Raw genomic sequence first — 12,865 nt, forward strand, 5'->3', positions numbered from 1 at the left:
GTGCCGGAGGTGAAACCGGACTGCATTCGGGCCCGGGCCAACGGAATATCCTGTACCCGCCAGGCGGCCGAGTGGCCAGCTGGATTCGTGGAGGACGTGGACCCCGGGGCTTGTTGGTCGCACCTAGACGAGGGGGGGAGCGGCAGCTGTACTGAAGTGCGTTCGAGTCGCTGAAGGATGCCCACCGAGAAGAGGCCAGACACGGCTGCGCCGAGATGTGTCCGAGCTGTCGGCCGCAACCGCCCGGCGCAGCCAATGGCGCTGCCTGAAACGGATGGAGGCTGGGCGTGATGTCGGAGAGTCGACTCCAGCCGGTGAGGAGCTGACGCGGCGATCTGCTTGCACGCCGGTGTCCTCGGCGATCCGTCCGAGGACAGCTCAGTGTGGTCAAGCAGCGATGGCCAACTCGGAGCGAGCGCGGGGTGCTGAGTAGCACTCTGGCGTCGGCGCGGATGCCGGGGCCCGCTACCGTGCTGTGTGGAGGTCCTGGGTCCAGGCCTCGATGATGCAGTCGCCCGCAGCCACACCGGTTGGGTCAGCCGTGAGTTCCCAGACAGCCACGATGGAGAAGGCGCCGCTGACCACGGCATCGCCTTGGAATTCGTCCGTCCCGTCGCCGTCGGGGGCACTGCGGACCAAGGAGGCCGAGAGGCTGGCCTCGAAGTCGCCGCCAAAGGTGAACTCGACCGCGCTGGCGAAGCGACGGAAGTCGAGCGAGTCAACGTTGATCGTGACGAAGTCGCTGGTGGCGTCCCCCGCGGTGATCGGATCGTCTGACTCCAGGGCCTCGAACGCGGCTGTCACCCGGTCGCGAATCTCTTCGACCAGCTGTATGACGGGGTCGTGGAGCACGTCGTCGAGAGTTGACTCGCACACCTCCTCCAGCAACGCCACCGCGGTTCGCCCTCGACCGTCCAGAGCCACGTCGACGCGTTGGTAGTTACCCACCTCCTCCCAGACAGCGACCTCCACCAGGCGAAAGGAGTGGTAGTCCCCCAGCCCCTGGTCTGTCATCGCCAGAATCTGGACGACGGCGGGAGCGTGATCCATGAACTCCTGCCGGATGTCAGGATCGCTGAGATCCGCCATGCTGGCCTGCAATAGATGCTCGGCTACCTTGCCGGACTGGCCGAACTTCTGCACGCGCGCGATGACGGTGGAGCGGCGCTTCTCGGCGGTTTTCAGCCGGGTCATCACGATGGGCGCTTCGTACGTGGCGTTGCCCTTGCTTTCCACCCCGTTGCACGGGATGCAGATCGGGGCGAGGTTGTGGGGGTCGTGGATGTCGAAGTCGATCGGCAGACTGTACGAGCTCCAGAGTTCGTGCAAGCGGAGCTCGCTGACGTCCTGGGGGATGATGTGGTCGATCTGGGTCACGTTGAGCTCCACCGGCTTGCTGCACCAGTAGCACTTCGAACCCCAGGCTTCCCACAACGCTAGCCGCAGGACCCTGTTGGCGCCCCCCTTCCTGTAGCGGACACTGCCAACTGCCCTGCGAACCATGGTGTTCCCCCGGCCTCTTGTTGCCAATGTGACCGTTGTACCGCAGGACATGAGGATGCGATGAACACACCGCTGCAGCCCGGCGGCCGTGGCGGGCAGTCGGGACGGGGCAAGCAGCCGGGTAGGGGGCCCGGGTCCGATGCCCCGAGAGCCCAGCGGGTTCGAGCGCGGTCGAGGACCGCCTCCGGGCGCTGGGCCCGGTCGTCGGCCGGGTCCGTCGCCTGCGATGGCGTCTTCCTCGGCATTTGTCAACACGGGTGCTGTTTTGCCGGCTGTGCTGCGTTGTCACAGCCGGGCAAGGGCGTCGGGGCGCGGTGGGAAGCCACACTCCCATGCCCGGTTTCTCCGCTAGCCTGCGGCCGGTCGCCTACTGGGTCTGGAACCAGGCCGGGAAGAGAATCGCCATGTCTGTCCTCATCGCCGGGGGAGCCGGTTACATCGGAAGCACCGTAGCCTCAGCGTGTCTGGAAGCGGGCATCACCCCGGTGATCCTCGACAACCTTGTTCGGGGCCGCGCCGAGTTTACCGATGGGCGGACCTTCTACGAGGGCGACATCTCGGACGGTGCGCTGATCGACCGGATCTTCGCGGAGCACCCGGGCATCTCCGCCGTGGTGCACTGTGCGGCGCTGATCGTCGTGCCGGAGTCTGTCGCGGACCCGATCGGCTACTACACGGCGAACGTCAGCAAGAGCCTGGCCTTCATCAGCCATCTGCACCGCAACGGCTGCGACCGCATCATCTTCAGCTCCTCGGCCTCCATCTATCAGGCCGAGGACGGCTCGCCCGTCAACGAGGACTCGCCGCTGGCGCCGCAGAGCCCCTACGCGCGGACCAAGGCCGTGTGCGAGGAGATGTTCGCCGACATCGCCGCAGCCGGGAAGATGCGGGTGCTGTCGCTGCGGTACTTCAACCCGGTCGGGGCCGACCCCGAGCTGCGGACCGGCCTTCAGCTCAAGCGGCCTAGCCACGCCTTGGGCGTGCTCATCCAGGCACACCAGGAAGGCCGGCCGTTCCCGATCACCGGCACGAACTATCCGACGCGCGACGGCACGGGCATCCGCGACTACGTGCACGTCTGGGACCTCGCCGCTGCACACGTCGCAGCGATCGAGCGCTTCGACTCCATCCTCCCGGAGTCGAAGCGCTCGATCGCGATCAACCTGGGCTCCGGCTCCGGCACCACCGTGAGGGAGCTGTGCGACGCGTTCAACAACGTCGTCAGCACGCCCCTGGCCACCGTCGACACCGATCCACGCCCCGGTGACGTCGCTGGCGGCTACACCAAGAGCGACCGGGCGGCCGAGCTGCTGGGGTGGAGGCCAAAGCTGTCCCTGGAGGAGGGCATCCGGTCAGCCCTGGACTGGATCCCGGTACGCGACGAGATGCTGAACGACTGAGTCCCTCTCGCTTTCACCCCTTCAGGTGGACCTGGCGTCAGCGCATGCCGGCTTCGAGGGAGGCGGCCGGGCCCGACCTCCTGGCCATCGCCGAGGGCCACGAGCACCCCTGCGCCCCCGCCGGCTGGTACCCGGGAAGAACGTGCAGGTCGGGTCGTGGCTGCGGCTGAGCATGTTCCCCGCAGACCGGCAGCGACGTCTGCGGGCCGAGTTGGAGGCCGCCGGGCCGCCCGAGGGGACGTAGGAGCGATCGGCGAACCATCCGTGCCGGATGTCCTGAGGTGGAGTTTGGCCGAATGTCCGCGAAATCCGGCGGGTGGTGGCATCGGCAGGGAGGGCAGCGGGAAGCGCTGGCCCGACAGCAGTCACCTTGCTGCCAGTCCTCGGAGCGTAGCCAGCGTCAGCGCCTGACGCCTGCGGGCACTGCCGACCACGAAGGAGAGCGCTCCCTCCGATCTGAGGCTTGGTGCATTGTGGCAAAGGAAGTCCCTGTTCGATGAGCAGGGGCTTCTTCGTGTGCGGGGAATGATCGCGGAGGGGTAGGGGCAGGCAGCGAACGGCTTGTTGTGGATCGAGGAGGGTGCGATGCCGTCGGTGCTGGGGTTGATGGAACAGCGTGAGGCTCGGGCGAGGCAGGGTCTGGAGTCCTGGACGAAGGTTCTGGAGCAGGCTCAGGCGGAGGTGGATGCAGCGAGGGAGCGGGTCGAGCGGGCTCGGGTGGGGCGTGGGGAGGGCGTATCGGTGCTGGCCGAGGAGCGCCCGGTTGATATGCCGGTTTCCGTGCCGTCTGGTGGTGAGATGGCTGCCGTGGGAGCGGGCGGCTCGAATGTGGGGCCTGGCGTGCGGCCGCCGGTGTGGCGGTCGGGCATGGGTGAGGAGGTGCTCAGCGGCCTGTATCGGGAGGTGTTCGCCGCGGTGGTGGCTGCTTCGGGGCCGGTGAACGGGGTGGGGCTGACGCGGGCGGTGGGCCGGGAAGCGGAGATCAAGAACGATGTGGAGAAGATCCGTCACCGTGCCTATGAGCTGGAGAAGCGGGGCTGGCTGGCGCGGGCGAAGGACGGACGGTTCATGCCCGCGCCCGCAGCAGTCGGCCGAGGCGCTTCTCCGGCCAGTGCGGAGCATCCCCGGCCAGACGCCGGGACAGCCTGATCACGGCGGCCCACCACACCATCTGGGCGTGGTGGTCGAGGCGGGGTTCGTGGTCGCGGTTGAGGCGGCGTGAGGGGGCCAGCCAGCGTGCGCTCTACCACCCACCTGCGGGCCAGTACGACAGACGCCGGCCTTGGTCCAGTCCTGCAGCCGGCGCCAGGCCGTGACTCCGGAGCAGCCCACGGTCTCGGCCGGGACGTCGCGCCAGGCAACGCCGGTCCGCAGGACGTACACGATGCCCGTGGGAGCCGCTCGGTCCGGAACGCGAAGCCGCCCGGGATACGAATCTGTAGGACGGACGCCAAGGGTTCAAGGAACTTGTCACGACGTGTCCGGCAGCCTTGAACCGTCTGGCGCGGCCGATCGCGACGCCGCCCTGCCCATAAGGCTCGCCAACTGGTCTAGGGTCGGCCCGTGTCACAGACCGACGATCAGGACGTTCAGAACGAGGTACCAGGGTTCCTCTACCAGTGGGACCGCGACCAGGCGCTCACCCAGGACCGATGCTTCCTGTGCGGGGTCGACCTTGCCGGAGGCCGGACCGACGAGCATGTCTTCCCCCAGTGGCTGCTGCGGCGGTGCGACCTGTGGAACGAGAAGATCACACTGCTCAACGGCACCCTGATGCCGTACAAGCAGATGAAAATTCCCTGCTGCAGCACCTGCAACAACGAACACTTGTCCCGCATCGAACAAGCCGTGGGCGACGCCTTCGCCGAGGGCCCCGAAGCGGTTGCGGCCCTGGACGCCACCACCCTGTTCTTGTGGATGGGCAAGATCTACTACGGCCTCATGTTCCGGGAACTGTCGCTCCTCGCTGACCGGCGTGACCCGCAGGGCGGCTCCATCGTCTCGCCCGAATTCCTGACCACCTTCCGCATGCACCACCTGCTGTTGCAGGCGGCTCGCGGCGCCGTACGCTGGCAAAAAGATCAGCATCCGGCCTCCGTGTTCGTTTTCCAGGCGCAGGAGCCCACCGACCCGCGCCACCGCTTCGACTACGTGGACATCATCAACTTCCCGTTCTTCGCCATCAGAGTCGGGGCGACCGCCGTCGTCGCCGTGCTCCAGGACTGGGGCGCGCTCGCCCAGGCTGTGACCGTTCCAGCTTTCGAGGCGGCCCGACAACTCGTGCTCCACCCACAGCAGTTCCGTGAGGTGGCTGCCCTGGCTGCCTACATGACTACCCTGTTCAACCGCGTCCCCAAGCACCTTCTGTATGCAGGTGAGAACCACGTCGATGTCATGACGCTGCCCCTCCAGGGCATGTCCACCAAGTTCGTCTTCGATCCCTTCGATGTGGGCGACTACGCACAGGTTCTGGCCCATGTCACGGGTCATCCCCTCGAGGAGCTGTATGACGGACGCAACATCGTCACCCTCCTGCGGGACGGGGACAACCAGCCGTGGGCCGTTCCATGGCCTGCCGACGAACGCCAGTACCCCGACATCCGGTTCATGCAGCGCTGACCTGCACAGCAATTCCCGCAGGCCGACAGGAGCAGCTCACGGCATACGGCCTGCACCCGAGCCCCAAACCGCGGTCTGCATCGGGAGCGTCGACGTCGTGCCGGCGATGCCGGCGCAGGCAAGGGAACGGATCTCGCCGGCGGCGCGGAGGTGGTCTGCCCGGCGGCGGAGCGAGGAGGGCACGGTGGGTCCTTCGGCGCTGTCCGGCCGGCTGGAGCACCACATGATGCGGATCAAGAACGATCATGAAGGGCGAAGCGGGTGCGCCGCACCTTCTGCCGGCGCCACGGAGCATCCGGGATGTCTCCTGCACCCGGTCCGGTCCTCCACGGACTGGTACACCGACGCTACAACTGCGCGGCGCACCCCTCGTCTGCGATACGCACCGTCATCCCTGCCCGGCTGCGAGAAAGAGGCTTCACCGGCATGCTCGTCATGCCTGCAGCGCAGCAGCAGGCACGGGAGTCGGGTGGAGCGGTCGGGCAGCTTGTCGGTGTGGCGTCGTGCGCCGAGGATGGCGGGATGATCGAACGTGACCATGCGCCGAACGCCGGGACGGGACTGCTCGGAGCGAACTTCAGTCGTCGCAGCCGTCTGGAACCGACCGACGACCGGGCCGGGGCCGGGCGGTGGATCGCCATCGACGAGTCCGGCTACCACGGCGATCAGCTGCACGGCGGCGACCGCTACATGATCCTGGGCTCGGTGGCCATTGATGACGCCGATGCTGCCGCCATCGTGGACACCCTGCGTGTCGAAGCAGGGATCCAGAAGTCCGCGACAGAGCTGAAGTTCCAGAAGATGTTCGCCGGCCCGGCTGCGGGCCGGCGCCGTCACCTCCTGGGCGACCTGCTGGCACCCGGTGGTCCGCTCCATGACCGCGCCTCGGTATACGCGATCGACAAGCACTACTTCGTCGGGGCCAAACTTGTCGACCTCCTGCTGGAGGAGCGGTTCAACGCCATGGGCATCGACATCGTCATGAACGGCGTCGCCAGGCAGTTCGCCCTGGACCTGGCCACCGAAGGCCCCCGGGCGATGGGCCGCGACGGCTTCGACCGACTCATCGCCACCGCCGTGGGCTTCTTCTCCAAGAGGAACCGTACGGGCGACCATGTCACCGTCGACGAGCTCTTCACCGTCATCCAGCAGTGCCACGCCTACGCCCGCCGCCGTAAAGCCCCGCAGGCGAAGAAGGCGACAGCGGTCCTGGAGATGCTGCGAGAAACCCGCCGCGAAGCCGAAGCCTTCGCCCGTGAACGTCCGGCCAACGCCACTCCGACCGGAGAGCTCGGGCTGCTCGACGACTCCACCGATCCCCTCGTCACCGCCGTGCCGACGGTCATCCTCCACGCCTCGATCCGACACGGCGGTAAGCTCCAGGTCCTCGCGGACGACCAACGGCTGTTGACCGACGACAAACTCGACGTCCTGGAACGTGGGGCGACAGCCGTGGGTCTGGTGCAAGGCCTGATCAAGCAGAGCCACCTTCAGAGCCTGGTCCGCGGCCGTTCGGTGGACCACCCCTCCCTCCAGCTCGCCGACCTGGTGGCAGGCGCCGGCCGGGCGGTTGCGCGATGGCACGACGGCCAGGACGACCCCGCCGGACAAGACCTCCACCCCATGGTGGCGCCACTAGTCGATCCCGGCGGTCTGCTCATGGATGAGAAGCCCGACGATTTCGCGCGAGTCGACACCGCCCGCGCGAAGCGCCGCTGAACGCCGTGCGCTGCCGCAGAGTCACCTGCGGCTCGAGCACCGGATCGGACGCTGCCCGCCCGAGGTGCTGTGCCGTCGCTGCCGCTGCCCCTGCCGCCGCGCAGAGAGCTGATGCCCCGTGCCCGGCCAGCAGTCGACGAGCCCTTCCGCACGGCAAGTGGAATATGCGCGTGTCGCATGCGAGGGAGGTGGATGCTCGTGTAAGCAGGCGTGAGACCCCGCGGCCGTAGACGTCCGGCGGGGGCAGGGATCGGGGTGGGGCTCGTGACAGAAAGCGCGTACGAGGAGCTACAGACCGGCCGGTTGGGGCCGGCCACGTTCGAACTGCTGCGGAGGCTGGTTCACCAGGTCCGCCGTGGCACCGGTTTTCCGCCCCCGGAGGGGCACACGGTGTGGAGCGATGACGCGGCTTACGACGTGATTAGCGCGATGTTGTCCCAGGAAGGAGCGGGACAACGGTTCGTGACCGTCTGCTTCACCCAGGCCGCCGACCAAGCCTCTCTGGAACGACTGTTTCTCACATCGATCAAGAACTTCCTCATCGACGAGGCGAAGAAGACACCGCGAGGCAAGCTTCGGCGCCGTATCGCCCGGCTGATGGGCGAGGACGCGGCCTACCGCAAGCTCAAGGGTTCCCCGCCGCGCTGGGCACTGGCCGACCACGCCGAAGGAGCCGTATGGCAGGGAGATCTTGACGATCTCATCGCCCAGGCCGCACAGGTGAAAGGCGTCGGCATCACCCGCTGGAACCACTCCGGCCCCACACCCCAGCAGACCGTGCACGCCCTGATGGCCATCCTGCTGTCCGTGCTGCAGTGCGCACAGGGAGCGGTACGGGAGGAAGACCTCGCCAAGGTTCTCGAGGCCCGGTTCGGGCTTCTGGCACCGGCCCGCATGACCCCTCTGTTCGCCGACGAAGGGACCGTGGCCGCCATCGTCGAGCAGCATGCAGCCACCACCGCACCGGACCCGACCGGGGTCGAAGGGGTTGCCGAGGACATCTGGCAGCGTCTCTCACCCAACGAGCGTCTGCTGCTTCCCTACCTCGACAAGGACGCCCACCACGCGGCGCAACTACTGGAGATCCGGCAAGGCCATGCGGCGCTTGTCCTGTCCAACCTCAAGACAATGCTCCGTGATGCCATCTCCGCTGACAGTGCCCCCCAGGTCGTCATGGCTGCCCTGTTGCGGCGCTGCAGCGAGGCTGCGTCGTGAACAGCCCCAGTTACGTCGTCTTGACCCAGTGAGAAGAGAATGCGCTGATGGACCACAGCCGAGGAGACGGGGGAGACGGCATGAGCTCTGTCCACACCACTGCCTACCAGAGGCTTCTAGCCGCCGCAGCGAGCCTGAAAGTACCCGACGCCGTCCACCGAGTGGCCACCGCAGCACCCCAGGACCCCCGCCCCGGCCAAATCTGGCGCGCGATGTGGGAGGACACCATCCAGCTGCTGCTGATCACCACGGCCGGTGACGACGACACCGCGCGCGTCGTGCCGGCCTCATTCGAGCGGTACGCCGACGCCGACACCCTGCTTCTGCCCGCCCAGGCGACCACCCTGGAGCAGCCGCTGGCCCTGTGGTGGGGCCTGGAGACCACCGTGCCGTGGTGTGTGCTGGACCGGCAGGTCAGCGAGCTGACAAGCCGCCCCGACAACCTGACCTCCCGTGCGCTCGCCGACACAGTGACCGGCGCCCAGTGGGGAAGCTGTACCGTCTTGTCCTCAGCGGCAGACGAGTACCGCGCCGTTCTCACCGGCCACTTTGAGGTCCTCGGCTCCGCATGGTGGGCCCCGCAAGGATCGGGAGGTCTCTCCGAGCTCCTTGGTGAGCACGGAATCACCGTCAAGCAGCTCGCGGCCGAACTGAAACTGCCACCCCCTCTGGCGCTGGACGTGTGGCGGGGCCAGCAGCCCCTCACCGCCGAACAGGCCGCCACGCTCGCCGCACTCCTCGGCCAGCCCGCAGCCCGCTTCCTCGACGCCAACCCCGCCCTGCCACCCGCCGTCGTCCACGAACTCAACCGGCCTCTGCGGCGCAGCCAGGTCAAGAAGCTCTCCGCCCAGTACGACGAGACCGAACACGCCGCCCGTCTGCGCGCCGCCTATGGCGTCTACACGCTCGCGGCACGCGACGACAACCGCACCCAGCCGAACTGGACCGCACGCACCGACCGCTACTTCGAACTCCTCCTGGACTAATAGAGAAGAGGGGGTACCCACGAGTGGTCAACTACGTGCTCGCCGGCGCCGCCCGCACCCAGGCCGCCGCCATGATCACAGAACTCGAAACGGCCCGCCCCGGCGCCGTCGAACTCCTGGCACAAGGCGCCCTCGCGGAACTGCGGACCTGGCCCGAGCTCACCGTCAAAGACGTCCCCGAGAACGAGGCGGCCCAAGGCTGCAGCGTCGCCGGCGCGTACGACTACGGCCCCCCACCCCGCCTGTCCGTCGCCACCTCCAACAGCCACGCACGGCGGGAGTTCACCGCCCTGCACGAACTCGGTCACCACCTGCAGAAGAACAGCTTCGACCTCATGGAGCCCTTCAGCAAGGAAGCCGACCGCGGCGTCCTCCTCGAAGACGCCGCCTGCGACGCGTTCGCCGCCCAGATCCTGCTCCCTGCACACCTCGTCGACCAGCACCTGGACGCCAAAGGGCCCACCGCCTCAGCGATCACCCTCCTGTGGGAGACGAGCAACGCCTCCCGCATGGCCGTCTGCGTACGAGCAGCCCAGCGCCTCCCCGCCCCCGGTCACGTTCTCCTCCTCGACTCCGTCGGACACCTCGCTTTCGCCGCCTCCCACGGTCTGCCGCCCCTGCGGCGCGGCAGCTTCCAAGGCGACATCCCCGTGGTCGACCGCGCCCTGGCCGGCCCCGGCCGCGTACAAGGACGGACCCAGGTCCGCTACCGCGACGGCATCCTCGGACGCGAACTGCACACCGATACTGCTCCCATGGACGGCTACATCGTCGCCGTCCTCGTTACCGACTCCGCCCCCTGGCGCGCCTTCACCCCGCCCACCACCGACACCGGCCCCCGGTCGCGCGACTACATCTGCGCGAACTGCGACGAGAACTACCGCTCCTTCGAACCCGCCTGCCTGCGCTGCCGCGTCCCTCACTGCCCCGAATGCAGCCGCTGCGCCTGCCCGCCCCGCACCCCCGGCCGCTCCTGCCCCGGCTGCTTCCTCGAGCACCCGCCCGCGATGTTTGCCCCGGACAGCGACCGCTGCCTCGACTGCTCCTGACACCCCGCCGGCCCCGCCAGCCACACGCGTCTCCCTACCCGCGAGTTACGTCGTCTGTCCCAGGCGAAGCACCCCACCCAGGGTGCTCACGGAACGGAACCCGGGCGCCGGCCGCGGGGACCCGTAGGAACGTCGCCGGCAGGAACAGCAACATGGCTATCCAGATCACCGCAGTGCGCCTGACGGCCGGCGGAACCGCGCACGAGCACATCACCCACCTGTGGTGGACCGAGCAGGCGACTGGCAAGACCGGCGACAACACCCGGGCCGAGATCGTCCACTGGATCGAGAACAAGGCCGGCAAGGCCTACACCAGTGACGCAGCCAGCCGCAGCACGGAAGTGCTCGTGGTGACGCCCACCCGGGGCGAGAAGTACCTGCGGACCCACGCCGACGGCGTATGGACCAACAACCTTCTCGCCCTCCCCAGGCGCTGACCCGCCACAACCCCCCGGGCACTCGGCGCGCCACCCCCGCAGCGGCGCGCCGGGGTACCCCGGCATCCACAGTCCGAACACGCGCTCCCCACTTCAGGAGGACCCCATGTCCCACGACACTCACGGGCCTAAGCCCGTCACGATCATCGTCAACGCCCGCCCCCACATCTGGGAGGCGAAGGAGATGGCGTATGAGCAGGTCGTCGACCTCGCCTACCCCGGCCAGCCGCCGAACGACCAGGACACCTACACCGTCCGCTACAGCCGCGGACACGACGGCCACGGAACAGGCAGCCTCACCACCGGCCACAGCGTCCGAGTGAAGGAGGGAATGGTCTTCGATGTCTACCGCACTTCTCGCTCGTGACCCCGACCTGTCCCGCCTCATCGACGACGGCTACGCCATCACCGTCCACGCCGGCCACATCATCGTCCGGATCCCGTACGTCACCGAGAACGGCACTGTTGAGCGTGGCTTCCTCGCCCACCCGATCACCGTCAGCGGAGACCGCCTCGTCTCCGGCACCGACCACCGCATCTGGTTCGGCGGCTCCACCCCCTGCACCGAGCACGGCCACCCCCTGCCCCTGGCCACCCCCGAGAGCCGGGTGATCGCCGAGGGCATGCAGGCGAACTTCATGCTCTCCAGCAAGCCCCCGGACGGCTACCCCGACCAGTACACGAAGATCACCGCGTACACGCGGATCATCGCCGACCACGCCCACGCCCTCGACCCCTCAGCCACGCCCACCCCCGGCGCCGCGTGGCAGGAGATCGACGACGACAGCCCCTTCGCCTATCGCGACACCGCCACCTCCCGCGCCGGCATCACCGCTATCAACCGCCGCTTCCGGGGCCACCGGATCGTGATCGTCGGCCTCGGCGGCAGCGGCAGCTACATCCTCGACCAGGTCGCCAAGACCGAGGTCGACTCGATCCTCCTCATCGACGGCGACACTTTCGACAACCACAACGCCTTCCGCGCACCCGGCGCCCCCACCCTCGACACCCTCCGCACCCGCCCACCCAAGGCGACCCACTTCGCCTCGATCTACGCCAACATGCACCAGGGCGTGACCGCCTGCGCGCAGTACCTCGACGAGGACAACCTCGACCTCCTCACCGGGGCGACGTTCGTGTTCCTCGCCTCTGACGACGCCGTCAGCAAGCCGGCCATCATCGACTGGCTCGAAGCCCACGACGTGCCGTTCATCGACGTCGGCATGGGCATCGAAGAGATCGACGGCCGCCTCAGCGGACTGCTCCGCATCACCACCAGCCTCCCCGGCCGCCGAGACACGCCCCGCGAGCGCATCCCCCGGCCAGCACCCGAACGCGACGCCTACGCAAGCAACATCCAGACCGCGGACCTCAACGCGCTCAACGCCGTCCTGGCCGTCATCCGATGGAAACGCTCCCTCGGCATCTACGCCGACGCCACCGACGAGGCCCACACCACGTACTCACTGATCACCAACGAGATCGCCAACGAGGACCTCCCGTGACCCCGCTAGACACCCTGCGCCCGGTCTTCACCGAGACCTTCCCCCAGGCCATGGACGCAGGAGTGCTCTATATCTCGATCCCGTACCGCACCTGCGGCCACCTGTGCTGCTGCGGATGCGGGTACGAAGTCGTCACACCGCTCTCCCCGGCCCAATGGTCCCTCACCTACGACGGCGAGAACGCCTCTCTCACCCCCTCGATCGGCAACTGGTCCCTCCCGTGCCAGTCTCACTACTGGATCCGTGACGGCCGCGTCCGCTGGGCCCGCCGCTACTCGCCGGCGGAAATCGACCAGAACCGGAACCGGGACGGTCGCCTGCTGGCCGTCCACGACACCAGAGATCCCCAGCCGAAACGACGGGGAGGGATTGGCCGCCGTCTCCGGTTCTGGCACCGTCCGTAGACTGACGTGCGAGCCCCCCACCGCAATG

General features: G+C 68.0%; 12 protein-coding genes and 1 pseudogene. 11 read left to right on the forward strand and 2 right to left on the reverse strand.

Features of this window, described 5'->3' with window-relative positions:
* Window positions 1–465: 465 nt before the first annotated feature.
* Window positions 466–1,377 carry a hypothetical protein gene (locus ACEPPI_RS18985; RefSeq protein ID WP_373916410.1) on the reverse strand — a complete coding sequence of 304 codons (912 nt, stop codon included), beginning with the start codon at window positions 1,375–1,377 and terminating at the stop codon, window positions 466–468.
* A 530-nt stretch (window positions 1,378–1,907) separates the two neighbouring features.
* Between ACEPPI_RS18985 and galE the strand changes: the two genes are divergently transcribed.
* Both galE and ACEPPI_RS18995 read left to right on the forward strand, forming a co-directional pair.
* Window positions 1,908–2,903: a UDP-glucose 4-epimerase GalE gene (gene galE, locus ACEPPI_RS18990; protein WP_373916411.1), complete on the forward strand. Its 996-nt coding sequence runs from the start codon at window positions 1,908–1,910 to the stop codon at window positions 2,901–2,903.
* Window positions 2,904–3,488: 585 nt separating this feature from the next.
* Window positions 3,489–4,052, forward strand: a complete 564-nt coding sequence (locus tag ACEPPI_RS18995; protein WP_373916412.1) for a hypothetical protein — start codon at window positions 3,489–3,491, stop codon at window positions 4,050–4,052.
* Window positions 4,053–4,175: 123 nt separating this feature from the next.
* On the opposite strand, the pseudogene ACEPPI_RS19000 reads toward ACEPPI_RS18995, so the two are convergent.
* Window positions 4,176–4,334: pseudogene (locus ACEPPI_RS19000) on the reverse strand (transposase); the annotation flags it as partial.
* 132 nt (window positions 4,335–4,466) lie between these two features.
* Here ACEPPI_RS19000 and ACEPPI_RS19005 point away from each other — a divergent pair.
* The 9 genes from ACEPPI_RS19005 (at window position 4,467) to ACEPPI_RS19045 (ending at window position 12,837) form a co-directional block, all read left to right on the forward strand.
* Window positions 4,467–5,522 (forward strand): hypothetical protein, encoded by a 1,056-nt coding sequence (locus tag ACEPPI_RS19005; protein ID WP_373916413.1) that lies wholly within the window; start codon window positions 4,467–4,469, stop codon window positions 5,520–5,522.
* Between the two features lie 522 nt (window positions 5,523–6,044).
* Window positions 6,045–7,241: a DUF3800 domain-containing protein gene (locus tag ACEPPI_RS19010; RefSeq protein WP_373916414.1), complete on the forward strand. Its 1,197-nt coding sequence runs from the start codon at window positions 6,045–6,047 to the stop codon at window positions 7,239–7,241.
* Between the two features lie 264 nt (window positions 7,242–7,505).
* Entirely contained in the window at window positions 7,506–8,456 is a 951-nt protein-coding gene (locus tag ACEPPI_RS19015; RefSeq protein ID WP_373916415.1) for a hypothetical protein, read from the forward strand.
* A gap of 80 nt (window positions 8,457–8,536) precedes the next feature.
* Window positions 8,537–9,442, forward strand: a complete 906-nt coding sequence (locus ACEPPI_RS19020; protein WP_373916416.1) for a hypothetical protein — start codon at window positions 8,537–8,539, stop codon at window positions 9,440–9,442.
* Window positions 9,443–9,465: 23 nt separating this feature from the next.
* Entirely contained in the window at window positions 9,466–10,491 is a 1,026-nt protein-coding gene (locus tag ACEPPI_RS19025; RefSeq protein WP_373916417.1) for an ImmA/IrrE family metallo-endopeptidase, read from the forward strand.
* A gap of 152 nt (window positions 10,492–10,643) precedes the next feature.
* Window positions 10,644–10,928, forward strand: a complete 285-nt coding sequence (locus tag ACEPPI_RS19030; protein WP_373916418.1) for a DUF3892 domain-containing protein — start codon at window positions 10,644–10,646, stop codon at window positions 10,926–10,928.
* A 106-nt stretch (window positions 10,929–11,034) separates the two neighbouring features.
* Window positions 11,035–11,295 (forward strand): multiubiquitin domain-containing protein, encoded by a 261-nt coding sequence (locus ACEPPI_RS19035; RefSeq protein ID WP_373916419.1) that lies wholly within the window; start codon window positions 11,035–11,037, stop codon window positions 11,293–11,295.
* Window positions 11,270–12,433 (forward strand): ThiF family adenylyltransferase, encoded by a 1,164-nt coding sequence (locus ACEPPI_RS19040; protein ID WP_373916420.1) that lies wholly within the window; start codon window positions 11,270–11,272, stop codon window positions 12,431–12,433. Before ACEPPI_RS19035 ends, ACEPPI_RS19040 begins: the two co-directional genes overlap by 26 nt.
* Window positions 12,430–12,837, forward strand: coding sequence for a DUF6527 family protein (locus tag ACEPPI_RS19045; protein ID WP_373916421.1), 408 nt, complete (start codon window positions 12,430–12,432; stop codon window positions 12,835–12,837). The genes ACEPPI_RS19040 and ACEPPI_RS19045 overlap by 4 nt, the downstream gene beginning before the upstream one ends.
* Window positions 12,838–12,865: the final 28 nt, after the last annotated feature.

The organism is Streptomyces sp. AB3(2024) (genome assembly GCF_041862025.1).
In the GTDB taxonomy this organism is placed as follows: domain Bacteria; phylum Actinomycetota; class Actinomycetes; order Streptomycetales; family Streptomycetaceae; genus Streptomyces.

What these genes read in the sequence shown, in the direction of transcription:
- galE (WP_373916411.1), top strand. Translation starts at nt 1,908, where the DNA reads ATGTCTGTCCTCATCGCCGGGGGAGCCGGTTACATCGGAAGCACCGTA.
- ACEPPI_RS18995 (WP_373916412.1), top strand. Translation starts at nt 3,489, where the DNA reads ATGCCGTCGGTGCTGGGGTTGATGGAACAGCGTGAGGCTCGGGCGAGG.
- ACEPPI_RS19010 (WP_373916414.1), top strand. Translation starts at nt 6,045, where the DNA reads ATGATCGAACGTGACCATGCGCCGAACGCCGGGACGGGACTGCTCGGA.
- ACEPPI_RS19020 (WP_373916416.1), top strand. Translation starts at nt 8,537, where the DNA reads ATGAGCTCTGTCCACACCACTGCCTACCAGAGGCTTCTAGCCGCCGCA.
- ACEPPI_RS19030 (WP_373916418.1), top strand. Translation starts at nt 10,644, where the DNA reads ATGGCTATCCAGATCACCGCAGTGCGCCTGACGGCCGGCGGAACCGCG.
- ACEPPI_RS19035 (WP_373916419.1), top strand. Translation starts at nt 11,035, where the DNA reads ATGTCCCACGACACTCACGGGCCTAAGCCCGTCACGATCATCGTCAAC.
- ACEPPI_RS19040 (WP_373916420.1), top strand. Translation starts at nt 11,270, where the DNA reads ATGTCTACCGCACTTCTCGCTCGTGACCCCGACCTGTCCCGCCTCATC.